This window comes from Mycobacterium sp. 1245805.9 (assembly GCF_001672915.1).
Taxonomy (GTDB): domain Bacteria; phylum Actinomycetota; class Actinomycetes; order Mycobacteriales; family Mycobacteriaceae; genus Mycobacterium.
Map to the genome: position 1 here is coordinate 57,696 of NZ_LZKR01000070.1, position 23,512 is coordinate 81,207.

General features: G+C 67.0%; 24 protein-coding genes, 4 tRNA genes and 1 pseudogene. 17 read left to right on the forward strand and 12 right to left on the reverse strand.

All coding sequences use genetic code 11. The features are described 5' to 3' along the window. Positions 1-3: 3 nt before the first annotated feature. Both A9X00_RS30705 and A9X00_RS10585 read right to left on the reverse strand, forming a co-directional pair. Positions 4-978 carry a hypothetical protein gene (locus A9X00_RS30705; RefSeq protein ID WP_156772031.1) on the reverse strand — a complete coding sequence of 325 codons (975 nt, stop codon included), beginning with the start codon at positions 976-978 and terminating at the stop codon, positions 4-6. A 287-nt stretch (positions 979-1,265) separates the two neighbouring features. Then, positions 1,266-1,341: transfer RNA gene (locus A9X00_RS10585), tRNA-Lys, on the reverse strand. 135 nt (positions 1,342-1,476) lie between these two features. Between A9X00_RS10585 and A9X00_RS10590 the strand changes: the two genes are divergently transcribed. The 3 genes from A9X00_RS10590 (at position 1,477) to A9X00_RS10600 (ending at position 1,758) form a co-directional block, all read left to right on the forward strand. Continuing rightward, a tRNA-Glu gene (locus A9X00_RS10590) sits at positions 1,477-1,549 on the forward strand. A gap of 29 nt (positions 1,550-1,578) precedes the next feature. Next, positions 1,579-1,655, forward strand: a tRNA-Asp gene (locus tag A9X00_RS10595). 26 nt (positions 1,656-1,681) lie between these two features. Further along, positions 1,682-1,758: transfer RNA gene (locus tag A9X00_RS10600), tRNA-Phe, on the forward strand. Position 1,759: 1 nt separating this feature from the next. Here A9X00_RS10600 and A9X00_RS10605 read toward each other — a convergent pair. From A9X00_RS10605 to A9X00_RS10615, 3 genes are read right to left on the reverse strand one after another with little or no spacing between them, the layout of a single operon-like run. Next, positions 1,760-3,409 (reverse strand): PE-PPE domain-containing protein, encoded by a 1,650-nt coding sequence (locus tag A9X00_RS10605; protein ID WP_067152656.1) that lies wholly within the window; start codon positions 3,407-3,409, stop codon positions 1,760-1,762. A gap of 53 nt (positions 3,410-3,462) precedes the next feature. Next, positions 3,463-3,915 carry a tautomerase family protein gene (locus A9X00_RS10610; RefSeq protein WP_067152658.1) on the reverse strand — a complete coding sequence of 151 codons (453 nt, stop codon included), beginning with the start codon at positions 3,913-3,915 and terminating at the stop codon, positions 3,463-3,465. Positions 3,916-3,934: 19 nt separating this feature from the next. Next, a complete protein-coding gene (locus A9X00_RS10615) occupies positions 3,935-5,077 on the reverse strand; it encodes an LLM class flavin-dependent oxidoreductase (protein ID WP_067152660.1) in 1,143 nt (380 codons plus the stop codon). A 375-nt stretch (positions 5,078-5,452) separates the two neighbouring features. Here A9X00_RS10615 and A9X00_RS10620 point away from each other — a divergent pair, with 375 nt between their 5' ends. After that, complete coding sequence (locus A9X00_RS10620; protein ID WP_067152704.1) at positions 5,453-6,115, forward strand: M15 family metallopeptidase; 663 nt, start codon at positions 5,453-5,455, stop codon at positions 6,113-6,115. Positions 6,116-6,175: 60 nt separating this feature from the next. Continuing rightward, entirely contained in the window at positions 6,176-6,988 is an 813-nt protein-coding gene (locus tag A9X00_RS10625; protein ID WP_067152661.1) for a class I SAM-dependent methyltransferase, read from the forward strand. A 4-nt stretch (positions 6,989-6,992) separates the two neighbouring features. Here A9X00_RS10625 and A9X00_RS10630 read toward each other — a convergent pair whose 3' ends face one another. Further along, positions 6,993-7,817, reverse strand: a complete 825-nt coding sequence (locus tag A9X00_RS10630) for an NAD(P)-dependent oxidoreductase (RefSeq protein WP_067152663.1) — start codon at positions 7,815-7,817, stop codon at positions 6,993-6,995. A 69-nt stretch (positions 7,818-7,886) separates the two neighbouring features. Here A9X00_RS10630 and A9X00_RS10635 point away from each other — a divergent pair, with 69 nt between their 5' ends. The 4 genes from A9X00_RS10635 to A9X00_RS10650 are packed head-to-tail and all read left to right on the forward strand — an operon-like array spanning position 7,887 to position 11,868. Next, positions 7,887-9,464 (forward strand): methylmalonyl-CoA mutase family protein, encoded by a 1,578-nt coding sequence (locus A9X00_RS10635; RefSeq protein ID WP_067152665.1) that lies wholly within the window; start codon positions 7,887-7,889, stop codon positions 9,462-9,464. Then, complete coding sequence (locus A9X00_RS10640) at positions 9,465-9,893, forward strand: cobalamin-dependent protein (protein WP_067152667.1); 429 nt, start codon at positions 9,465-9,467, stop codon at positions 9,891-9,893. After that, entirely contained in the window at positions 9,878-10,834 is a 957-nt protein-coding gene (locus A9X00_RS10645; protein WP_067152669.1) for an LLM class F420-dependent oxidoreductase, read from the forward strand. The genes A9X00_RS10640 and A9X00_RS10645 overlap by 16 nt, the downstream gene beginning before the upstream one ends. Further along, a complete protein-coding gene (locus tag A9X00_RS10650) occupies positions 10,831-11,868 on the forward strand; it encodes a CaiB/BaiF CoA-transferase family protein (protein WP_082975039.1) in 1,038 nt (345 codons plus the stop codon). Before A9X00_RS10645 ends, A9X00_RS10650 begins: the two co-directional genes overlap by 4 nt. A 101-nt stretch (positions 11,869-11,969) precedes the next feature. Here the strand turns inward: A9X00_RS10650 and A9X00_RS10655 are convergent, their stop codons facing one another. Beyond that, positions 11,970-12,872: a LysR family transcriptional regulator gene (locus A9X00_RS10655; RefSeq protein WP_067152708.1), complete on the reverse strand. Its 903-nt coding sequence runs from the start codon at positions 12,870-12,872 to the stop codon at positions 11,970-11,972. Positions 12,873-13,036: 164 nt separating this feature from the next. On the opposite strand from A9X00_RS10655, the gene A9X00_RS10660 reads away from it, so the two are divergent. After that, entirely contained in the window at positions 13,037-13,930 is an 894-nt protein-coding gene (locus A9X00_RS10660; protein ID WP_067152671.1) for an SDR family oxidoreductase, read from the forward strand. Between the two features lie 8 nt (positions 13,931-13,938). Then, positions 13,939-14,748 (forward strand): LLM class flavin-dependent oxidoreductase, encoded by an 810-nt coding sequence (locus A9X00_RS10665; protein ID WP_369830738.1) that lies wholly within the window; start codon positions 13,939-13,941, stop codon positions 14,746-14,748. 79 nt (positions 14,749-14,827) lie between these two features. On the opposite strand, the gene A9X00_RS10670 is transcribed toward A9X00_RS10665, so the two are convergent. From A9X00_RS10670 to A9X00_RS10680, 3 genes are read right to left on the reverse strand one after another with little or no spacing between them, the layout of a single operon-like run. Further along, the gene (locus A9X00_RS10670; RefSeq protein ID WP_067152674.1) at positions 14,828-16,084 is read right to left on the reverse strand and encodes an amidohydrolase family protein; all 1,257 of its coding nucleotides are present in this window, start codon (positions 16,082-16,084) and stop codon (positions 14,828-14,830) included. Further along, positions 16,081-16,389 carry a DUF4286 family protein gene (locus A9X00_RS10675; RefSeq protein ID WP_067152676.1) on the reverse strand — a complete coding sequence of 103 codons (309 nt, stop codon included), beginning with the start codon at positions 16,387-16,389 and terminating at the stop codon, positions 16,081-16,083. Before A9X00_RS10675 ends, A9X00_RS10670 begins: the two co-directional genes overlap by 4 nt. Positions 16,390-16,408: 19 nt before the next feature. After that, positions 16,409-16,753, reverse strand: a complete 345-nt coding sequence (locus A9X00_RS10680; RefSeq protein ID WP_067152677.1) for a 2Fe-2S iron-sulfur cluster-binding protein — start codon at positions 16,751-16,753, stop codon at positions 16,409-16,411. 101 nt (positions 16,754-16,854) lie between these two features. Between A9X00_RS10680 and A9X00_RS10685 the strand changes: the two genes are divergently transcribed. Genes A9X00_RS10685 through A9X00_RS10700 form a run of 4 tightly spaced genes read left to right on the forward strand, consistent with a single transcriptional unit; the run spans position 16,855 to position 20,984 of the window. Then, the gene (locus A9X00_RS10685; protein ID WP_067152680.1) at positions 16,855-18,258 is read left to right on the forward strand and encodes a class I adenylate-forming enzyme family protein; all 1,404 of its coding nucleotides are present in this window, start codon (positions 16,855-16,857) and stop codon (positions 18,256-18,258) included. Further along, complete coding sequence (locus A9X00_RS10690; protein ID WP_067152710.1) at positions 18,236-19,141, forward strand: acyl-CoA dehydrogenase family protein; 906 nt, start codon at positions 18,236-18,238, stop codon at positions 19,139-19,141. Before A9X00_RS10685 ends, A9X00_RS10690 begins: the two co-directional genes overlap by 23 nt. Next, positions 19,128-20,216, forward strand: a complete 1,089-nt coding sequence (locus tag A9X00_RS10695) for an acyl-CoA dehydrogenase family protein (protein WP_067152681.1) — start codon at positions 19,128-19,130, stop codon at positions 20,214-20,216. The genes A9X00_RS10690 and A9X00_RS10695 overlap by 14 nt, the downstream gene beginning before the upstream one ends. After that, positions 20,217-20,984 carry an enoyl-CoA hydratase/isomerase family protein gene (locus A9X00_RS10700; protein ID WP_067152683.1) on the forward strand — a complete coding sequence of 256 codons (768 nt, stop codon included), beginning with the start codon at positions 20,217-20,219 and terminating at the stop codon, positions 20,982-20,984. Positions 20,985-21,041: 57 nt separating this feature from the next. Here A9X00_RS10700 and A9X00_RS10705 read toward each other — a convergent pair whose 3' ends face one another. Beyond that, positions 21,042-21,932, reverse strand: coding sequence for a proline iminopeptidase-family hydrolase (locus tag A9X00_RS10705; RefSeq protein ID WP_067152685.1), 891 nt, complete (start codon positions 21,930-21,932; stop codon positions 21,042-21,044). Positions 21,933-22,021: 89 nt separating this feature from the next. Next, complete coding sequence (locus A9X00_RS10710) at positions 22,022-22,255, reverse strand: hypothetical protein (RefSeq protein ID WP_067152687.1); 234 nt, start codon at positions 22,253-22,255, stop codon at positions 22,022-22,024. A 125-nt stretch (positions 22,256-22,380) separates the two neighbouring features. Here A9X00_RS10710 and A9X00_RS10715 point away from each other — a divergent pair, with 125 nt between their 5' ends. Both A9X00_RS10715 and A9X00_RS10720 read left to right on the forward strand, forming a co-directional pair. Continuing rightward, a complete protein-coding gene (locus A9X00_RS10715; RefSeq protein ID WP_067152689.1) occupies positions 22,381-22,899 on the forward strand; it encodes a phenolic acid decarboxylase in 519 nt (172 codons plus the stop codon). Positions 22,900-23,003: 104 nt separating this feature from the next. After that, positions 23,004-23,512, forward strand: a pseudogene (locus A9X00_RS10720) (hypothetical protein); the annotation flags it as partial.

A 23,512-nucleotide genomic window follows, 5' to 3' on the forward strand; every position in this document is an offset into this window, starting at 1 on the left:
CGATCAGTCCCCCGAAGCTTTCTTGTGACCGAACCGTCGCAAGGGATTCCACCATTTTCGTTCGCGTGCAGGCTCTGACTGAGTGGCAACGCCTTCCGGGTTGAGGTCTGGTTCGCTGATGCGTTCCAACCTTGTTTCGTCTCGACGCCAAATGTAGCCAGAGACGTCGGTAAAAAATATTTCCGTGGCTACCGTGTAGTCGGCCTGGTCTGTCTGGTACGCAACAATTGCGGACTCTCCAGGTGCCAGGCGAGAGGGCCAGTCGTCCCCAATCTGTAAGGCGATGCTCTGTTTCACCTGTTCCTTCAACACGGCAGCGGCTGAATCACTCAGATCCAGGTTGGCCATGCCTGCTGAAAATGCCTGCAGCATCAGCTCTGCGTCACCTACACCGTAGGATTCGTAGGTTTTTGCGGCGTGCTGGACGAATTCGTCGAAGTCTTCGCGTACCCGCTTCATGATCACCTGGTTGTTGCGCACGATTGCTGCTGCGGCCGCATCACCAACTGAACCTCTGGCTTCCGCGGGCGCGCGTTGGCAGCCCCCGTTCACGGCCGTCCCACTTCCGTCACGCGCCGTCACATTCACGCGCAGGCCTGTAATTGCGTCCGTGCTGGTGTTTTGAATTCCAACGTGCCAAGTGCGTTCGACTAAGACGTCCGCCTTTCTGATCGCCACCGTAATCCTTCGGGCTTGCGCGGCAAGCCGGTCATTCTCTGCGCGTCTGATTTCGGTTAGCTGTTCTCGGTGCCGTTTGGCCTCTTCGATCGCTTGACGGGAGCGCTCACGGCGTTCTTCACGCGATTTCCTTGGCTCCCACCACACCGCGACAATGAGGGCCACGATGACGCCGATAGCGGTGAATACGGCGCCGAATCCCTGACCAGCTGCCTCTGTGATTTGAAGCCAGGCCGGTACTGGACTGGGCCCCGAGACTACGGCACTCCCTTCAGAGGTGAGTTGAACGAAGAAGGTCATCAGCTGAAGACGATAGAGCGCCAAGGCGACAAAACTGGTTACGACACTGCTCCCCTGCGTGGGTTGCCTGAGCGAGCGTCCTTGTTGCGCTGACGAGCGTGGCAGCTTCTTATCCGCGTTTGCGGGAATCGCAGGTTGCTGGCGTGCACGTCACCGGTTTAAGTCCCGCACTCGTGGACGTGGGGTGGACGTCGTGCCCAACCGGCAAACTCGACGTACTGCCTGGTCGGCGTGGATAACGCCCTGGCTTGGACATTTGCGTTGTGCCCCTACGTGGTGCCCCTGCGTGGTGCCCCCACTAGGACTCGAACCTAGGACCTGCGGATTAAAAGTCCGTAGCTCTACCAACTGAGCTATAGGGGCGCGAACGTTCAGGATACTGGGTTCGGAACCTCGCTCGAACGGTGCTCGTTTGAGGATTGGGCCTGCGGTGACCTAAGCTTGCCTGGCTCCCAACGGTAACTGCGTTGCGAGTGCCCCCGAAGTGATTCGGTTCTGGCCCCCATCGTCTAGTGGCCTAGGACGCCGCCCTTTCACGGCGGTAGCACGGGTTCGAATCCCGTTGGGGGTACGCGACGCGGAGACGCGGAGCAAGAGCGAGGCCCTGTGGCGCAGTTGGTTAGCGCGCCGCCCTGTCACGGCGGAGGTCGCGGGTTCGAGTCCCGTCAGGGTCGCCAACACGGCGAGGCACTCAATGCCTTCCGGCCAGGTAGCTCAGTCGGTACGAGCGTCCGCCTGAAAAGCGGAAGGTCGGCGGTTCGATCCCGCCCCTGGCCACCAGTCAGAAACTCCCGTACGGCGACCCGGTGACGATCGAATAGGCGGCCTCCCCGAGGACCGCCACCTCCAAACCGCCTAGCAGCGGCAACAATCCGACATCCGCGGCGATCGGATAGCCGATCGCGTTGACCAGCCCGGCAAGGGGCTGACCGTTGACCATTTGGTTCACCCCGTCGAGGAACAGGTTCAGGTCGTAGGACGGCAACGAGACCAGGACGGCGGTGGTGATGTCGGCCGTCGGCAGCAGCGTCGCGTAGGCCGTCGAGAACGCGGTCGTCGCTGCGCCGACGATCTGGGTGTTCGCCGACTCCAGGCCGGAGATCAGGTCGGTGAGTGTGGGCGGCCCGGTGGGCAGGGCAAGCGACCCGGGTCCCGACGACGACGTCAGCGCCTGCGAGATGTCCTGCAGCGACGGCAGCTGCGGGGGACCCTCGGCGTAAAGGTCGCCGATCGCGGCACCGACTCCCTGGTGGACGCCACTGACCAGCGCGGGCCCCAGGGCGACGGTGTCGCTGAGCGGCGGCAAGAATCCGAACGGGGTCGGCACGTCGGCCGGCCCGGTGGACCAGCCATAATTTGGATCGCCGTAGCCCCAGTTGACCAGGGGTCTCAGGACCGGTTGGACCAGATCGGCGATCGGGTTGCCGACATAGGGGATGTACCGCACCGGATCCAGCAGGGGCAGGTTCTGGGTCGGGATCATGTAGAACGTGGTGGTCGTGGGTCCCTGCGTTGGCTGTACGACCGCCGAATTGACCTGTGTCGTCGTGAGATTTTCGTAGCCCCCGTGCACGGTCACCATTCCCGCGACGGCGTTCAAGTCGGCGAAGATGTCGATGGGGTATTGCGGGAAGTCGGCCCAGCCGTCGTATTCGAGGGTGTAGACCTTAGTCACGAAGTCATTGGTCGGCATCGGACCAAGCGTCGAAAAGCCCAACGTCGGGAGACTCAACCCGGGGAAGCGTGCATCCCAGCCCCCGTTGGGATTCATCGAATTGCCAAGCAGCACAAAGTTTATCGGGAGCGAACTCGGCGTGCCGGCGGGATCCAACAATTGCATTTCCAGCGCGGCGATGTCGGCGCCCTGCGAGTAACCGAGGACGTTGACGGTGTTTCCGGCGGCGAGTTGTTGTTGGATCGCATTGTTCAGGGCCGTGACGCCCCGAGCGATCGAGATGTTTTGCATCAAGTCTTTGATGCCACTGTCCGGGTATTCGCCCGCGGGCATGAACAGGGCCTGCACGAGGCCGACGGGGAAATTGGGCGCCACGTACTTGCTGACGACGTTGGCGACAAAGGTCGCGGGAGGAAAGGGCATTCCGCTGCCGCCCAGGACGAAAGTGACCGGCGGGTCCGCTAACGCCGCCGCGCCCGTGGCCTCGGTGTTGGCATACGCGTCTCCGGCGGAGGTCAACGCCCGCACGAACTCACCGTGGAACGCCGCCGCCCGCCCAAGCAGCGCCTGCCACTCCTGGCCGGTCGCGCTGAACAGGGCAGCTACCGCGGTGGACACCTCATCGGCGCCGGCCGCCAGCACACCGGTCGTCCTGCCCACCGTGGCAGCCGCAGCGTCGTTGAGCGTCGTGCCGATCGCCGCCATGTCACCTGCAGCGGTCGCCATGACCTGCGGCTGCGCCAGCACGTACGCCATCGGGCCCTCCCTCGCACGCCAGCATAGGGCGGTCCGGCGGGTTAGGCGGGCGTTCAGGCCAGGCGTTCGTCGGGCATGTCTTCGGCCACAAGGCCTTTCACCTGTTGGTAGTAGATGACCTTGCCGCCGCCGGCCCAATTGCCCTCGGGGATCTCGTGGATCAGCGTCCAAACATGGAACGCGCGCGGGCCCTGCGGCTCGATTCCCGCCGCCGCGCAGACTGCGCCGTGCACGTCGGCGGCGAGCTGTTCCTTGCGGGGCTGATCCAGCGCCCCGTCGAACACGGTCAGGTCGACCCGGAAGCGTGGCGCGCCCGGGCCGCGGCCGCCGACCGAGAGTTCGCCGGCCTCCACCGGGTGCAGGTACACCCACGTGTTGTCGCGCAGAAACGGTGTGTCCGGGGCGCGTTCGGCGCGCAGCAGCGCGGTCACCAGCTCGTCGGCCAGCCGGGCCAACGCCTCGTCGTCCACCGAGCCACGCACGAACGTCAGATCGATCATCGGCATCGCAGGACCGCCTCCTCGCTCAGAGCTTGCGCAGGCCGCGCACGACCTTGACATAGGGCGCGGTCGCGGACGCGCTCTTGCGCAAACTCGGTTGGATGGCACCCGCGTTACCGACGACGAGGTATCGCAATCCGTTGTCGCGGAAGTCCGCGATCTGCTCAATGACCTCGTCGGGTGTGCCCACCGCGAACAACTCCTGGACGAGCGATCGCGGGGCCTTGGCCGCGTAGGAGAGTGCCGTGGCCTCGTCGATGGTCTGTGGGATGAGGTCCTGTACCCCGGTGAAGTCCGTCCCCATCGGATGTTCCGCGCCGTGGCGGGCCCAGTCTTTGGCCGGACAGTTGAGCGTAAACACTTTGGCGATATCGCTGTCCACGACCTCGTCGATCTCGTCGCGGGAGCGGCCGGTGACGATGAACCGGATGAGCGCGGGGGTGATGGCCATCGGGTCGCGTCCGGCGTCCGACGCGGCCGCGCGCACGATGTCGAGCTGCTCGCCGTATTCGGTCGCGCGGGTGGTTCCGGGGAACCACCCGTCGGCGTATCGTCCGGTGGCGCGCATCATGCGCGGCCCGTGCGCCGCGATCCAGATCTGCGGCCATTTGCCCTTGTACGGCGGCAGCGCGAAAGTGGCCTTGTGCAAAGGGAAGAACGGTGAGTCGCGGGTGACCAGCTCGCCATTGGAGTTCCAGAGAGCGCGGATGGTGGCCACCGCCTCCTCGAAGCGCGCCACCGGCTTGGACCAGTCGACGCCGTAGGGCGCGTTGCTTTCCCGCTCGCCGGTTCCGATGCCGAGCACCGACCGGCCGCGGGTGAGCAGGTGCAGCGAGGCGGCGGCCTGCGCGGTGACGGCGGGGTTGCGCCTGCCGGTGTCGGTTACGGCGATTCCCAGGCGCATGCGGCCGATCCGGTTGCGGCCGGCCAGGTAGCCCAGCATCGTCCACGGCTCGAGGTGCGCGTCCATCTTGGGGATCACCCGGGCCGCGCCCACGTGCTTGGGAGTCCACATCGAGGGCGGCAGCACGGAATTGAGATGGTCGGCCACCCAGAAGGAGTCGGCGCCGCAGGCAAGCCCGGTCAGGTAATCGGCGTGGATCAACGGCTTTGGGCCGAAGCGCGAGTTGATCGTGTTGTGCATGACGCCCACGCCGAGACCGGCCATCCCTGTTCGCTCCCTTCAGACCGCCGGTCGCAGACTAGCCGATCGGCTACCCGGGACGATAGATCACGGATCGCGATTCATCAATGGTCAGCCGAGCACCGGGATCAGCAGCCGCGACCGTGACTGAAGTTCATGGTCACCCGTGGGCGTTGGGGATCAACGGGATTCGATACTCGACGGCCTCGCTGAGCGCCACGCCTCGCGCGTTGCGGCACGGCAACAGGGGCGCGCGACCTGGATCTTGATAGCGCCGGTGATAGCGCTTTGCAGGATCGGTGATGGGAAGTTTCCCCGCGACTGGTGTGGCTCATATGATGCGACGCGGTGAACCGCGACAATGGTCGAATGGCTTCTGTGCGGCGGTTCTTCCTGCTCATGGGCGTCGTCACGCTCCTGACCGCCTCGCCCGCGCAGGCCAGCCCGGACGTGCCCCCGGTCAGTGACGCGGCGCGCGCGGCCGGGTTCGTCGACGTCCGCAGCGTGATCCCCGACGCCATCATCGACCTGCGCTACGCGACCACGAACAACTTCACCCACACGCAGCTGTATCCCTCCGACGCCCGGTGCCTGGTGCACCAGTCCATGGCGCCGGGGCTGGCGACGGCCGCGACGGCGCTGCGCCCGCAGGGCCATGTCCTGGTCTTCTGGGACTGCTACCGGCCACACGACGTGCAGGTCAAGTTGTTCAACGCCGTGCCCAACCCCGCCTGGGTGGCCCGCCCGGGCGCGTATGCGCACAGCCACGAGTCCGGGCTCTCGGTCGACGTGACGTTCACCAGCGTGCAGCAGCAATGCCCGCCCGAGCGGCAGGTCGACGGTTTGTGTCTGGCGGACATGGGCACCGATTTCGACGACTTCTCCTCGCGCGCAACGGCTTACGCGACCCAGAGCGTCACCGCCGACGAACAGGCGAACCGGGCCCGCCTGCGGGACGCCATGCAGTACGGCGGGCTGGCGCCCTACTCCGGGGAGTGGTGGCACTTCGACGGTCCCGGCGCCGCGGTCGACCGCCCGATCCTCAACGTCCCCGTCGACTAGGTGATCTCATATACCGAGACGCCGATTTCGTATCGTGAGTTAGCCGGATAGGCTTCACGCATGGACGACGACCACCAGGCCCGCTACACGCACGGGCATCACGAGTCGGTGTTGCGCAGCCATCGCCGACGCACCGCGCAAGACTCCGCCGCCTACCTCCTGCCGCACCTGAGGCCGGGGCTGACCGTGCTGGACATCGGATGTGGCCCCGGCACCATCACCGCCGACCTCGCCGAGCGGGTCGCCCCCGCCGCGGTCGTGGCCGTCGACCAGGTCGCCGACGTCCTGGACGTGGCCCGCGCCGAAATCGAAGGGCGCGGCCTGTCGAACGTCACGTTCGCGACCGCCGACGTGCACAACCTCGACTTTCCCGACGACGCGTTCGACGTCGTGCACGCCCATCAGGTGCTGCAGCACGTCGCCGATCCGGTGCGCGCGCTGCGGGAGATGCGGCGCGTGTGCCGGCCGGGCGGCATCGTCGCGGCGCGGGACGCCGACTACGCCGGCTTCATCTGGTTCCCGCTGCTTCCGGAGCTGGATCTGTGGCTCGATCTCTATCGCAAGGCGCACCGCGCCAACGGCAGCGAACCCGATGCCGGCCGGCGGCTGCTGTCCTGGGCGCTTCAGGCCGGCTTCGACGACGTCACCCCGACCGGCAGCGTCTGGTGCTACGCGACCGCCGACACCCGCGACTGGTGGGGCGGGATGTGGGCCGACCGAATCCTGCACTCCGACGTGGGTCCTGACTTGCTGGCGTCGGGCCTGGCCACCGCGGCGCAGCTGGAGCAGATCTCCGCGGCGTGGCGGGCGTGGGCCGCGGCCCCCGACGGCTGGCTGTCGATGCCGCACGGCGAGATCCTTTGCCGCGCATAGGTGTTCAGTCCAGGAAGAGGTCCGGGATGGGTTTGTCGCCGCCGCCGTACCGGGACAGGTCAGCGACCCCGGCGGACCGCAGAACCTCGGCGTCGATGTAGCAGTTGCCGGTGGTCTCCCGGGCGGGCCGGGAGACGATCTCGACGGCGGCGTCGCCCATAATCTCCGGGCTGCGCGACGACTTCGCCAGCCGGTCACCGTCGGCCATGTTCGCCACCGCGGCGGTGGCGATATAGGTCTGCGGCCAAAGGCAATTCGCGCCGATGCCGTCGTCGGCGAACTCCGCCGCCCACCCCAGCGACAGCAGCGTCATCCCATACTTGGACAGCGTGTAGGCCGGGTGGGCGCCGAGCCAGCGGGGATTCATGTTGATCGGCGGCGAAATGGTGAGCACATGCGGGTTGGCCGACTTCTGCAGGTGGGGCACGCAGGCCTTGGTCAACAGGAAGGTGCCGCGCAGGTTGATCTCCTGCATCAGGTCGTACTTCTTGGCCGACAGCACGGGGGTCGGGTCCACCGCGATGGCGCTGGCGTTGTTGACGCAGACGTCGACGCCGCCGAACCGCTGCACCGCGGCGTCGACCGCGCGCTGCACGTCCTCCTCGCGGCGCACGTCGCCGACGACCGCCAGCGCCTTGCCGCCGGCCGCCTCGACGTCGGCGGCGGCCGTGTGCACGGTTCCGGGTAGGCGGGGATGGGGTGTGTCGGTCTTGGCCAACAGCACCACATTGGCGCCCTGCCGGGCCGCCGCGATGCCGATCGCGAGCCCGATCCCGCGGCTGCCGCCGGAGATCACCACGGTGCGATCGGCGAGCAGTTTGTTACCCATTCGTCTCCTTTGGCCTGGTCAAGCATGTGGTATTGGCATTCTCTTTTTTTGCAAGTACGTTATTCATCGATGGATAATACGGCCCACACTCCGTCTGGCATCCCGCTGCAGCCCACCTACGGGCCGGCGGACGTACGCGTAGAGCCTCCGCAGCCGGGGGAGTTCCCCTTCACCCGGGGTAACTTCGCGTCCGGCTACCGCGGCAAGCTCTGGACCTTCCGCCAATACTCGGGTTTCGGCACCGCCGAGGAATCCAATCGCCGGTACCGCTACCTGCTGGAACAGGGCGGGACCGGGCTGTCGGTGGCGCTCGACCTGCCCACCCAGTGCGGCTACGACTCCGACGACCCCGAGTTCGGCGAGGAGGTCGGCCGCGTCGGCGTCGCGGTCGACACCCTGGCCGACTTCGAGATCCTGTTCGACGGCATCCCGCTGGACAAGCTCAGCACCAGCATGACGATCAACGGAACGGCCGCCATCCTGCTGGCGTTCTACGTCGCCGCCGCCGAGAAAAAAGGGATACCGCGGGCGAAGCTCACCGGGACCATCCAGAACGACATCCTCAAGGAGTACGCCTCGCGCGGCACCTGGATCTGGCCGCCGGAGCCGTCGCTGCGGTTGATCGCCGACACCATCGAGTTCTGCGCGGCCGAGGTTCCTCGGTTCAACGCGATCTCGGTGGCCGGCGCGCATTTCCGCGACGCCGGGGCCAACGCGGTGCAGGAGATGGCGTTCACCCTCGCCGACGGGGTGACCTATTGCGACACCGTGGTGCAGCGCGGCCGCATGACGATCGACCAGTTCGCGCCGCAGATCTCGTTCTTCTTCTACACCCACGGCGACTTCTTCGAGGAGATCGCCAAATACCGTGCGGGGCGGCGTCGTTGGGCGACCATCGTGCGCGAGCGCTACGGGGCGACGACGGACAAGGCGGCGATGTTCCGCTTCGGCTGCGTCTGTGGTGGCGCGTCGCTCTACGCGCCGCAGGCGCACAACAACATTGTCCGGGTGGCCTACGAGGCGATGGCCGCGGTGCTGGGCGGTGTCCAGTCCATGTTCACGGCGGCCTGGGACGAGCCGTTCGCCCTGCCCACCGAGGAAACCACCACACTGGCGCTGCGCACCCAGCAGATCCTCGCCCACGAAACCGGGGTGGCCAGCGTCGCAGACCCGCTGGGCGGCTCCTACTTCGTGGAGGCCCTGACTGATGCGACCGAGGCCCGCATCGTCGAGATCATGTCCGACCTCGAGCGGCACGGCGGCATGGTCCAGGCGATCGAGGACGGTTACCTGCAGGGCCTGATCGCCGACGAGGCGTTCAAAATGCATCAGGAAGTCGAAGCCGGCGCCCGCCCGGTGGTGGGGGTGAACCGGTTCGTGACCGAAGAGCCGGAACACGACGTCGTCACCTACGAGCTCGACGCCGAAGGACGCGATCTGCAGCTCAAACGGCTGTCCAAGGTCAAGGGTGAAAGGGATTCGGCCGCAGTCGAATCCAGCCTGGCAGCGCTGTCGCGTGCCGCCGAAGGGGACGACAACCTGATGCACAAGTTGATCGACTGCGCCAACGCCTATTGCACGGTCGGGGAAATGGTGTCGGCGCTCAAAGCGGTGTGGGGCGAGTTTCAGCAGCCGGTGGTGTTTTAAGTGGCGGCGCGGATTCTGGTGGCCAAACCCGGCCTGGACGGACACGACCGCGGGGCGAAGATCGTCGCGCGCACCCTGCGCGACGCGGGCTTCGAGGTCATCTACACCGGCATCCGGCAGCGCATCGAAGACATCGCTTCGATCGCCGTCCAGGAAGACGTCGCCGTGGTGGGCCTGAGCATCCTGTCGGGGGCGCATCTGGCGCTGACCGCGCGGACGGTCGAGGCGTTGCGCGCCGCCGACGCCGCGGACATCGCTGTCGTCGTCGGGGGAACCATCCCGCACGCCGACGTCCCCAAGCTGCTCTCCGCCGGCGCCGCCGCGGTATTCCCCACCGGGACGGCGCTGGACGTTCTGGTGCGCGAGATCCGCGCACTGACTGGAACCCCGGACCCCGAAGCAAAGGAAACACAGTGCGCGTCGGAGTGATGATCGGCGCCGAGCGCGGCGACATGGCCCGCAAGGTGGAAAAGCTCGTCTCCGATATCGAATGGGCCGAATCCGCGGGGCTGGACACCGCGTGGATGCCGCAGGTGCCCAACGACTTCGACTGCCTGACCATGGTGTCGCTGATGGCCGCGCACAGCTCGCGCATCGAGCTGGGCACCGCGGTGGTGCCGCTTCAGGCGCAGCATCCGATCGCCCTTGCCCGCCAGGCACTCTCGACGCACGCGGTGGCCGGGGGCCGGCTGGCGTTGGGTGTCGGACCGTCGCACCACTGGATCATCCGCGACATGCTCGGCCTGCCGTATGACAAGCCGGCCGCCTACACGCGCGACTACCTGCACGTGCTCAACGCCGCGATTGCCGGGCCCGGACCCGTCGACGTCGAGAACGATTCGTTCACGGTGCACAATCCGCTGGCGATTGGGGCCGACACACCGATGCCGGTCCTGGTCGCCGCGCTGGGGCCGGTCATGCTGCAGATCGCCGGTGAACTGGCCGATGGCACCGTGTTGTGGATGGCCGACGAGCGCGCGATCGGTGACCACATCGCGCCGAAGATCACCAAGGCCGCCGCCGATGCCGGCCGGCCCGCCCCGCGGATCGTCGCGGGCATCCCGGTATGCCTTTGCGCGCCTTCACAAGTCGACGAGGCCAAGGAGCGGGCCAACCGCATCCTGGGCGAGGCCGAGGTGTCGCCCAACTACCAGCGGCTGCTCGACCGCGGCGATGCCCGCGACGTCGGCGACCTGTGCGCGGCCGGCGACGAGGGCGCCATCCTGGCCCGGATGCGTCGATTCGCCGACGCCGGCGTGACCGACCTGTCGGTGCGGCTGCTGCCGATCGGCGACAACCGGGACGAACTCGTCGCCTCCAAGCGCCGCACCCGGGACATGATCGCCTCGCTCGCAGCGGAGTTGCGTTGACGGCCAGCGCGGGCCCGCTGGCGGGAATACGCATCCTCGAGGTCGGCACGATGCTGGCAGGTCCGTACGCGACCATGCTGCTGGCCGACCTCGGCGCCGAAGTCACCAAGATCGAGCCGCGCGGCGGGGAGATCTCCCGCGGCGTCGGCGCCAGCTACTTCGCCAGCCTCAACCGCAACAAGTCCAGCGTCACGCTGGACCTGAATTCCGAAGCGGGACAGCAGCGGTTGGGGGAGCTGGTCGCCGAATCGCACGCGCTCTTGGTGAACCTCAAACCGTCGGCCATCCGGCGGCTGGGGCTCACTTACGACGAGCTACGACGGCACAACGAGCGCATCGTCTGCGTCGCGATCACCGGATTCGGCCTATACGGCGGCGACGATCCGGCTTTTGATTATGTGGTTCAGGCGGGCGTCGGCACCGCCGCCCTGACCGGCGACCCGGACGGCCCGCCGACGCTGCCCGGCTATTCGTCGGCCGACAACTCCACCGGAATGTGCGCGGCGCTGGGGCTTTTGGCCAAGATCGTCTCAGGCACCGGCGGGCAGGTCGACGTGTCGCTGCGCGACGTGATGCTCTCGCAGCTCAACTACCACGCCTCGGCCTACCTCAACAACGGCGTGGAACCGCAGCGCCGGCCCCACGGCGCCCACTCGTACTACGTTCCGGCTCAGCTCTTTCCGACCGCAGACGGACATTTGGCGCTGTTCATCACGCACGACGGCTTTTGGAAGTCTTTCGCCGCCGAGGCGGGCATCGGGGGATTCGAAACGATGGCCGAGCGCATCGCCCGGCGCAACGAGGTGCTGGCCGTCGTCACGGCGATGCTGGCGACCGACACCGCGGCCGGTTGGGAGCGGCGGCTGCGTCCCCTCGGCGTCCCGGCTGCGGCCGTCCGGACGCTGCCCGAGGCGCTCAAGGCGACGCCGGAAGCGGTTGTGACGGCGGGTGATTTTCGCCTCGTCGGCAGTCCGATCCACGTGTCGGGCTACGAGCCCGACTACCGGCCCCCGCCGGAACTAGCCGACGGCTAGTAGCCGCCGAATGTGCGGCCAGCCGCACATTCGGGCTCGACTGTGCGGCCAGCCGCACGTTCGAGTACCGCCACCGACGCCCAACGAGTCGACGCTCTACCTCAAGCCGGCGGCCCGGTGAGGTGGGCCTCGGCGAGTTTGCGAAAGGCCGAAACGAGACGGCCGCGGTCGCCGGCGCGCGTCGCCAGGACGACATGGCAGGGCTCGACGCCCTCCAACGGGACGGTGGTGATGTCAGGCCGCAGCGCGCCGCCGTGGAAGCCCGGCGTGATGGCTACCGCCTGCCCGGAGGCGATGACTTCGAACTTGTCCTCGAGCGCGTCGATGAACGGCCCATCGGGCGCTCGGCGCCCGTCCGGGCGGGGATCGATGCGCCAGAAGGCATTCCACGCTGGGTCGGAGTCGCGGACCCGCGGCATCGGTTCGTCGGCGATGTCGTCGAGCGTCACGAAATCCCGACCGGCCAGGCGGTGATCGACGGACACGGCCAGCATTCGGGGCTCGTCGTAGAGGATGGTCACGTGCAGTCCATCAGTAGGAAACGGTAGCCGGGTCACCACCGCGTCCACCCGGTGTCCGAGCAATGCATCAAGTGCCTGGCCCCAATCCAGGTGCGACACTTGCACTTCTGCGTCCGGATGCTCGCGGCGCAGCTCGCGCACCGCCGGCGTGACGATCATCCCCGTCGTGTAGCCGATCGCGATGCGGCTCGGTTGCCCGGCGGCCCTCGCCTGGGCGGCGGCCTGCGCGGCGGAACGCAGCAGGGCCTTGGCGCGGGGCAGGAACACCTCTCCGGCCTCGGTGAGGCGGGTGCCCTGTGGCGTGCGATCCAGCAGCCGGACCCCCAGCTGTTGCTCGAGTCGCCGGATCTGGCGGCTCAACGACGGCTGGGCGACGCGCAGCGCGCTCGCGGCCCGGCCGAAGTGGCGGTGTTCGGCGACCGCGACGAAATATCCGACGAGCCGTAGGTCGAGGTCGATAACCGGCGATGCCGATTCGGTCATGCGTGCAGTGTATCGCGACTCCTCGTGGTCAGGTCGTGCGAAAAGGGTGTTGAAATCCGGTGATGCGGATTCGGTATCGCGCCATATGAAACAGGTCTTGGACATCCAGGGCGCGACGCCCATTGACTGGGAGTCGCGAATACGGCGAAACGAAGGGATCATTCATGCGGGTCTTTGTGACGGGCGCGAGCGGACACATCGGTTCGGCCGTCGTCGACGAACTCATGCAGGCGGGCCACCAGGTCACCGGGCTTGCCCGCTCCGACGAGTCCGCCGCGGCGCTCGATGCGAAAGGTGTGCGGGTGCACCGGGGCGACCTCGACGACCTCGACGGTCTACAGTCCGCCGCCGCGGCGGCAGACGGTGTCATCCACCTGGCCTTCAAACACGACTTCAACGATTTCGCGGGCGCGGCCGACACCGACCTGCGCGCCGTGCAGGCGATCGGGGAGGTGCTCGCCGGGTCCGACCGCCCTTTGGTCAGTACCTCGGGAACCCTGCTCCTCTCGCTGCTGGGGCAGGGCGGTCCCGCCACGGAGCAGGACACGCTCCCCGGTGGACCGCGCATCGACTCCGAGAACGCGGTGATCGCGCTGGCCGAACGGGGGGTGCGATCCTCCGTCATCCGGCTCTCCCCGTTGGTGCACAGCGATCTCGACCACCATGGCTTCGCGCACCACCTCATCGGCACCGCCCGCGAGACCGGAAAGTCCGCTTACCTCGGTGACGGCGCTAACCGCTGGCCCGGCGTCCACACCCTGGACGCCGCGCACCTGTACCGGCTGGCGCTCGAGAAGGCCCCTGCCGGAACCCGTTTGCACGGGGTAGCCGACGAGGGTGTGGCATTCCGCGATATCGCCGCCGTGATCGGCCGCCACCTAGGCGTGCCCACGGTCAGCATCCCGGCGGAGGAAGCCGGTCATTTCGGCTTCCTTGCGCTCTTCGCCGCACTGGACAATCCGACGTCGAACGCGCTGACCCGCCAGGTGCTGGACTGGAAGCCCGAGGGGCCGGGGCTGCTCGAGGATCTCGATGCCGGCCACTACTTCGGACGTTGAGCGATACCGTGGCTGACGCGGTCGTCGACGCGGCTCGAAAGGCGTTGGGCCCGTTAGGCGTATGCCTGCCCGTCTCGTTCACCACCACACCGTCCCCCAAGGCGCTTCGCGAGAGTGTACGCAGGTTCGAGCGGGCCGGCTACGGTGCCGTGTGGACCAACGAGGTGATCGGCAAGGACGCCCTGGTGCAGCTCGCCATGCTCCTGGCGGACACCGAGCGCATGGTCTTCGGGACCTGCATCGCCAACATCTGGGCGCGGCCCCGGCAGACCATGCACGCCGCGGCCGCCCAACTGGCACAGGCTTTCCCGGGTCGGTTCGTGCTGGGCATTGGGGTTGGATATCCGGAGCAGGCGGCGAGCGTCGGCCGGGAATTCGGGCGCCCACTGAGCACGATGCGCGACTATCTGGAAGGGATGAATGCTGCGACGTGGCCGCCGGCACCGGATGCGCCCTATGCCCGCATCGTCGCCGCCAACGGGCCGAAGATGCTGGCGCTGGCAGGGGATCTCGCCGACGGAGCGCTGCCGGCCGGGCTGCCGCCGGGGTTCACCGCCCAGGCGCGCAGCGCGCTCGGACCGGACAAGCTCGTGGTGGTCGGCCTCTCGGTGGTCCGCGACGTCGACGAAGTGAGCGATCAGCTGGTCAATTCGTCTGTTGCTCAGGGTGATCCGGCGAACGTCGCGGACAATATCCGCGAACATTTAGCCGCGGGAGCGGACCACGTCACGTTGTTGCCACCGGTAGGTGGCGAATTCGACGTCCTCATCGAGCAACTCGAGCGACTGGGCCCGGCGCTGGCCGGGCTCGGCGAGTAGCTCGTGCCATGGCTCTAGAACGCTACAGAGTAGCTGCTCGAACGTGCGGCCAGCCGCACGTTCGAGCACCGCTACCGGCCTAGACCAGCTGCTTCTCCGCATAGAGCCGCGCCCACTCGGCACGCGACCGGATGGACACATCGACGTCGGAAGCCTTGGCGCGCAACGCTTTGACCGTCGCCTGATCCCGAGGAGTCCGGGCGAACGGATCCCAACTGAAGAACCGGCATGCGTTGCCCCAGGTGATCTTGTTGATGTCGGAATCGTCGGCGCCGGCGGCGTTCAGCTCGGCCAGCACCTGTTCGGGAGCGTCCGGCCAGAAGCAGTCCGAGTGCGGGTAGTCGCACTCCCACGCGATGATGTCGATGCCGATCTCGTGACGCAGCTTCAGCGACGTCTTGTCGGTGACGTAGCAGGCCAGCGAGTGTTCGCGGAAGACGTCGCTGGGCAGCTTGTCCCCGAAGTCTCGCCGCAGCCATTTCTGGTTGGTGTAGTGGCGGTCGCTGCGGTCCAAATAGAAGGGAATCCAACCGATTCCACCCTCGGAAAACGCGAACTTCAGCTCGGGGTAGTTGCGCATCGCGGGGCCCCACAACAGGTCCTGCGCGCACATCGCCGAGACCTGGGTGGCGAGAATGATCATGTTGTCGATCGGCGCCTCGGGGGCCATGCTGATCGCCCCGAACCCGGTGCCGATGTGCAGGCACATCACCACGTTTTCCTCGGACAGCGTGCGGAAAACGGGCCCCCAGTAGTCGTCGTCGTGGTAGCTCGGAAGCCCTTCCAGATGCGGCAATTCCGGCATCGTGACGGCCCGGCAGCCCTTGGCGGCGACACGGCGGATCTCGGCGCACATACCGTCGGGTGTCCAGGTCGGCAGGATCGCGATCGGGATGAAGCGATCCGGATAGGTGCCGGCCCACTCGTCGATGTGCCAGTCGTTGTAGGCCGACACCATCACCAGAGTGACGTCCTCGCGCGTCATGTTGAGGTGCCGGGCGGAGAACCCGGTGAACGTCGGGAAGCACATCGACGCCAGGATCCCGTTGCGGTTCATATCGCGGACCCGTTCGTGGACGTCATACACGCCGGGCCGCATTTCGGCGAAACCGGCTGGGTCGCGGCCCCATTCCTCGGCCGGCCACGACACCACGGCGTTCAATCCGCTCACGCCCTGCGGCCTGCCCTGGTACATCCACTGGTCGACGCCCTTGTCGTCGACCACGACGATCGGGGCCTCGTCCCGGTATTTGGCGGGCACGTGGCGTAGGAACATGTCCGGCGGCTCGACGACGTGGTCGTCGATACTCACCAGGATCAGGTCGTCGACGTTCATAGTTCGATGGTCGTCTCCAGCAGCCGCGGGACGGGCGCGGGATCGAGCTGCAGGGCATCGGACATGTGCAGCTGGCCGGCGTTGGCGAGCATGTTGTCCAGGATGGCTTGCAGGTCGTCGCCCTCGAGCTCGTAGATGGCGACATATGGGCCCTGCCCGTCAACCGGACGCAGTCGACGCGCCCCGACGATTCCGTCAAGCGCGAGCAGCTCCGGTATGTGTATCTCGTCGTACCAGGTGTTGTACTCCTGGTCGCGATCGGGCGAACTGGGCCGACTCTCGACGAGCATGATCCCCTTCGCCATCGCCGCCGCCTCTCTGTGGCTACTCGTAGCGCACCGTGACGGAATCCGTGTCGGGTACGCCCTGGCACGTCAGAATGTAGCCCTCGGCCACCTCGTCGTCGTCGAGGGCGTCGTTGACCCGCATGGTCGCGTGGCCCTCCTCGAGCCTGGCCATGCAGGTGCCACAGTTGCCGGCCTCGCAACTGAACGGCGGTTCCAGGCCCGCACGCCGCGCACTTTCCAGCAGCGTCTCGCCGGGGACCAGCGGGACCGTCGCCTTCTTGCGGTCGAGGTGAATCGTCACCGTGCCGGCCTTGGCGCCAGTATCGGATGCGGGATCTGTCACCCGTGGAGTCTCCTCGATGATCGTGGTGACCGTCGCCATGACCGCCCCTCCCATATTTGCATTCTTCAGTATAGAGAATACTATTCTCACAGAGCGATAGGGTCTTCTCAAGACGTTCGGACTGCTGGAAGGAACGGGACGTGACCGAGCCGGCGGCGCTCGTGTTCGAGGAACGGCGGTTCAGCCCGCCGCAGCTCGACGCGTTGGCCGACGGGCTGGCCGCGACCTTGACGAAACGGGGCGTCGCCCCAGGTCAGCGGGTCGCGGTCATGGCGTCCAACCGGCCCGAGTTTGTGGCCGTCCTGCTCGCAATCTGGCGGGTGGGTGCCACCGCGGTCCTCATCAGCCCCGCGTGGAAGCGCGACGAGGTCGACCACGCGCTGGCCATCACCGGCCCGGCGCACGCCGTCGGGGACCATCCGGTGCTGGGTGGCCTGATGCCGATGCTGCACCTGGACGAACCGATCCTCCCCGGGGAGCCGACATCCGGTTCGCCGCGGCCGGGCGCCGACGCGGTGCTGGTGTTCAGTTCCGGCACCACCGGTCTGCCGAAGGCCGTGCGTCACACCCATGCGGCGTTGGACGAGGCCGTGGGCCACTGGCGAGCGGCGCTGCAGCTGACGCGGCGCGACGCGATTCAGGTCGCCACACCGCCGTCACACATCCTCGGCCTGCTCAACATCCTCACCGCGCTGCGGATTGGCGCCCGGATGCGGCTGCATCCGCGATTCGACATCGACCGGATGCTGCAGACGATCGAAGAAGACCGCATCACGGTCGAAATGGCGGTGGCGCCCATCGCGTTGGCCATCGCCTCGCACCCTCGCCTCGAAACGTACGACCTGTCCTCGCTTCGCTTCATCATGTGGGGGGCGACGCCGGTCAGCCCCAGCGTCGCCGAGACGGTGACCCGGCGGACCGGCATCGGTTGGGTCCCCGCGTACGGCACCACGGAATTGCCCGTCATCGCGTGTAATCCGTTGCAGGGGGCGCGACTTGACTCGGTCGGGCGTCCGGTGCCGGGGGTGGACCTGCGGGTGGTCTCATTGGCGACCGGCCAGCCCGTCGGCCCGGGAGAGGTCGGCGAGATCCAGGCGCGATCGATGTCGTTGATGGCCGGCTATCTGCCCGCCGAGGCGACCCCCGAGGCGATCCGCGACGGCTGGTATCGCACCGGGGACGTCGGCTGGCTCGACGGCGGCGGCTGGCTGCGGATCACCGACCGTCTCAAAGAGATGATCAAAGTCCGCGGGTTTCAGGTCGCGCCGGCCGAAATCGAGACGGTGCTGCACGGCCATCCGGCGGTCAAAGACTGCGCGGTGTTCGGCGTTCCCGACGGCATCAACGGCGAGGCGATCGTCGCCGCCGTCGCGGCGTGCGCGCCCGTCGACCCCTCCGACCTCACCGCCCGCGTGGACGAGAAGCTAGCGTCCTACAAACACCTGAGCCGCATCGTGTTCGTGGACGACATTCCGCGCCTGCCCTCGGGCAAGGTGCTGCGCCGAGTGCTGAAGGAGTCTTATGGATGTACGTCTGACAGCTGAACAGCAGCAGCTTCGCGACGCCGCCGCCAAGCTGGCCGACGATCTCGGACCCGGAGCCGTTCAGGATCTCGACGACCCGAGCCGAATCGCGAGGCTGGACAAGCAGATTGAAACGACCGGGTGGCGATCGCTGCGCTCCGACGGCGCCTCCGGCGTCGAAGTGGCCATCGTCGCCGAGGAATTCGGGCGCCGGTTGGTCGACGCACCGTTCCTGGGGCCGGTGCTGGCCGATGATCTGGCCCGCCACGTCGGTGCCGAAAGCGGCGGTCTGACCGTCGCGGTGGGCGACCGGGTGATCGACGCCCGGGGCGCACGGCGGGCCCTGTTGCTCGACGGCACCGCGGTCCTGGCCGCCGACGTGGCTGACGGTCGCGGCTGCGCCGACCTGACCCGCGCCGAGGCCGACGCGGTGGGATCGCCGACGAGCCTCGGCGAGGTGTCGTCCGATGCGGCGGCGCGGTGGCTGGCTCTGGCGCTGGTCACCACGTCCGCGGACCTGGTCGGCATCGCGCGGGGCGCGCACGCGGTCGCGTGCGACTACGCGAAAATGCGTGAACAGTACGGCAAAACGATCGGCTCCTATCAGGCCGTCGCGCACCTGTTGGCCGAAAGCCTTGCGCTGATCGAAGGTTCGGTGAGCGTGCTGCGGCACGCCGCATGGGCGGTGGACGAACTTACGCCGCCCGAGGCCATTCGGGCCGCCCAGATCGCCAAGGTCTACTGCGCGCGCGCGACGCGCACGGTGTGCGAGACGGCGGTGCAGGTGCATGGCGGCATCGGCAACACCTGGGAATGCATCGCCCATGTCTACCTGCGCCGTGCGCTGACATCGACCGAACTGTGGCCCGTCACGTGTAAGGAGATCGACTTTGGACTTTCGTGATTCGCCAGACGAGGCGGCCTTTCGGGAGCGCCTGCGGTCGTGGCTTGCGTTGCACGCCAAGGAGTATTCCGGTTCTGGGGACGAGTACTGGGAGCGCATGGCCGACTGGCACCGGGCCCTGTACGACAATGGTTTCTTCGGCCTGTCCTGGCCGCGCGACTACGGCGGCCAGGACTTGCCACCCGTGTACGACGTCATCGTCGACGAGGAGCTGGTGCGCGCCGGCGCCCCGCCCCGCCCCAGCGTGGGCTATCTGGTTTTCGGCATCGGGCGCCACGGCAGTGACGAGCTTCGGAAACGCTTTGTACCCGGCATCATCAACGGCACCGAGCGGTGGTGCCAGGGCTTCAGCGAGCCCGGCGCCGGCTCGGACCTGGCCTCGCTGACCACCACCGCGACCCTCGAGGGCGACACCTATGTCGTGCACGGGCACAAGATCTGGACCAGCTACTCCGATGTCGCCGACTGGTGTCTGCTGCTGGCCCGCACGGATCCCGACGCCAAACGCCACCGTGGTCTGTCGGCATTCGTGCTCAACATGAAACAACCTGGCGTGCAACAGCGCCCGCTGCGGATGATGAACGGCGTCACCAACGAGTTCGGTCAGGTGTTCTTCGACGGCGCCACGGTGCCCGCGGACCGGATGGTCGGCGCCCCCGGGGAGGGGTGGGCCGTCGCCATGACCGTCGTCGGGCACGAGCGCGAGCCATCCACGCTGGGCTACGCGGCCCGATACGGCAAGCTGGTCCGAAACCTGTTCGCGCGCAACGAGGGTCCGGTTCCCGAAGAGCTCGCGTGGGCGGCGGTCGAGTCGGAGATGCTGACGCATCACGTCCGCCGGCGCCTGTCCGAGCAGTTGGACGGGGTCTCGCACGGCCCGGAGGGATCGCTCGACAAGCTGCTGATGACCTGGGTGGAGCAGTCGGTGGGGCACGCCGCCCTGTCGGTCACCGGGACCCGCGATCCGGACCTGCTCAGCGCCTATCTGTACAGTCGCGCGCAGAGCGTGATGGGCGGAACGTCACAGATACAGAAGAACATCATCGCCTCGCGAATCCTGGGATTGGGAGTCTGAATGTACGACATGCCAAGCGAAATCGACGTCCGTGCCGACGGGCCGTTGCGGATCATCACGCTGAACCGCCCGGACGACCTCAACGCGGTCAACGACAACCTGCACGTCGGCCTCGCGCGGCTGTGGCAGCGACTGACCGACGATCCAGGGGCCCGTGCGGCGGTGCTGACCGGCAGCGGCAAGGCGTTCTCGGCCGGTGGGGATTTCTCCTATCTCCAAGAGCTGTCCCAGGACGCCGACCTGCGAGCCAAGACCATCCGGGATGGACGCGAGATCGTGCTCGGCATGGCGCGTTGCCGAATTCCCGTGGTGGCGGCCGTCAATGGGCCGGCCGTCGGCCTGGGCTGCAGCCTGGTCGCGCTGAGCGACATCGTCTACATCGCCGAGAACGCCTTCCTCGCTGATCCTCACGTGCAGGTGGGCCTGGTGGCCGCCGACGGCGGGCCGCTCACCTGGCCGCTGCACATCAGCCTGCTGCTGGCCAAGGAGTACGCGCTGACCGGTACCCGCATCGGCGCGCAGCGCGCCGTCGAGCTGGGTCTGGCCAACCATGTGGCGGCCGACCCCGTGGCCGAGGCAATCGCCTGTGCCAAAAAGATTTTGGAATTGCCCCAGCAGGCGGTCGAGAGCACCAAGCGGTTGCTCAACATCCACCTGGAGCGCGCGGTGCTGGCCAGCCTGGACTACGCGCTTTCGGCCGAGCACCAGTCGTTCACCACCGACGATTTCCGCTCGATCGTCGCCAAGCTCAACGCCGGCAAGAACTGAGCGCACGGCCGCGAGCCGAACCGCACCGCGAATTTCGGCCGGTTTTTCGCAGTGCGGTTAGGCTCGCGGCGTGTCGATCGACCGCAGAAAGTCACGCATTACGCGGTCGAACTTGTCGGGCTCCTCGATAAACGGCATGTGAGCGCTGGACTCGAATAGCTCGAACCGCGAACCCGGTATGCGCCGGTGGATTTCCCATGCGTGTTCGGGCACGCATTCGTCGAACCTGCCGGCGACGACGAGGGTCGGCAAGGCGATCTCGGGTAGCCGGTCGAACACGTCCCAGCTCCGGATGGTGCCGACGATGTGGAAGTCGCTGGGGCCGAACATCGTCTCGAAGATCTCGGCTCCCATCCTGCGGAACGCGTCCTCGAGGTCCCAGGGCCAAGGACGCACGCGGCACAGATAGGTTTCGTTCCAGGTGCGGATGGCGGCCTGGTATTCGGCGGCGTGGGTGGTGCCGGCCGCTTCGTGACGGTCAATGGCCGCCTGGGTTGCCGGGTCCAGCTCGGATTTCAAGCGCGCCACCATGTTCGAGAACTCGGGTATCGACGCGATGCTGTTGGATATCGTCAGGCTGGTGGCTCCCGAGGGCACGTCCAGCGCGTACTGCTGCGCCAGCATGCCGCCCCACGAGTTTCCGAAGATGTGGAAGCGACTCAGCCCCAATCCTTTTACCACGGCGTCCATCTCGGCAACCGAGCGCTGCATCGTCCAAAGTTTCGGGTCGGATGGATAGTCGGAATTCCCGCAGCCGAGCTGGTCCCAGAAAATGACCTCTCGCTCGTCGGCCAACCGTTGCAGCGAGCTCAGGTACTGGTGCGGTAACCCGGGGCCGCCGTGCACCACAAGCAGTGGGTGACCCGTGCCGCCACCGACCCGCTTGAACCATACGTTGCCGCCGGGGACCTCGATCGTCCCTTCCGGCAATGTCGTGTCACCGGCCATGCTCCGTCAAAGCCCCCTGGATCGGGTGTCGAATGGCTACCTCACCAGAAGTGTAGGCAAGTCAATCGACGCGCGGTGGCTTCGCGCAGCTACATCAGCCGGCGCCAGAAATCGTCGTTGTCCACGTCGTCTCGGGAAATGCGCGTTGCGACCGCGCCTTTGGGCTGAGCCCCGACGCCTGCCGGATCACTGCGCTGACCGATCGCAAAGCCGATCGCAAGGGCGACACCGGTGAGGGCGACGGCCCACAATGTCGCCATCCACGGAAAGTGCGCGAACGTGTCGCACCAACCCCAACCGCTTCCGCCATGCCACATCGTCATTGTGTCGCCTCCCAACGTTTAACCCGACCTAGAGGATACCCAGAGGGGGTATATGCGTCAAGCGACCTGGCAGGATCGCCAACGAGGTGCTTCATCGGTCAGCCCACCGCGCAAGAGGAACGACAATGACCAGCGTCGCTAATCCGGTTCCGCCGCAAGATCTTTCGGGAATCGTCGGACACCGTTTCATCTACACCTACGCCAACGGTTGGCAATACGAGATGTACGTCAAGAACGCCACCACGATCGACTACCGCATCCACTCCGGACATGTGGGCGGCCGCTGGGTCAAAGGGCAACAGGTGAACCTCGTCCAACTGGACGACGACAGCTTCAAGGTCTCCTGGACGGAACCCACCGGCACCTGCGTGGCCGTCAACGTGCTGCCGTCCAAGCGCCGCATCCACGGCGTGATCTTCTTTCCCCAATGGGTCCGGACGCACGGTGAGCGCACGGTCTGCTTTCAGAACGAACACGAGGATCAGATGCGGGCCTATCGGGATCGAGGCCCGACCTACCCGATCTACCAAGTGCCCGAATTCGCCTACATCACCTTGTTCGAGTACGTCGGGGCCGACGACGAGACCGTCATCGACACCGCGCCCGAAAACCTGCCGCCAGGATGGTCCGACCGCACCAAGTGACGGCGCCTTGTTGCAACTGGCGCTCTCGGAATGAGAGAATAGGGTTCTCGTGAATGTGTGGGTGGCTTCCGCCCGCATCGCGCTCGCCGAACTGGAGAAGACCCGTGCCCCAAGCCGTCATCGTGTCCGCCCTGCGCACCCCCATCGGCACCGCCCGCAAGGGGACGCTGCGCGACACCAGCGCGTTCGACCTCGCCCATCACGTCGTCAGTGAGGCGGCCAGGGATCTCGACTCCGCACAGGTCGACGACGTGATCCTGGGCGAGGGCCTCTACGGCGGCGGAGTCGTCGCCCGCCACGCGGCCATCACGGCGGGCCTGCCCCAGGTGCCGGGCCTGGCCAACAACCGGCACTGCGCAGCCGGCCAGGCGGCGGTGCAGAGCGCTGCGGCGAGCGTGCGGGCCGGGATGGATCAGCTCGTCATCGCCGGCGGCGTGAACTCGGCATCCACCTCCCCACGGTCGCGAATTCAGGTCGATGGGGAATGGGTCGACTTGCCCGCGCCCGGCGGCCCGGTGATGCCGATGACGCTGACGTTCAGCGCGGTTGCCGGCCCGATGCTCGCCAGCACCTCGTCCCGCCGATCGCCTTCGACGAGGCTGAGCAGCCGGCC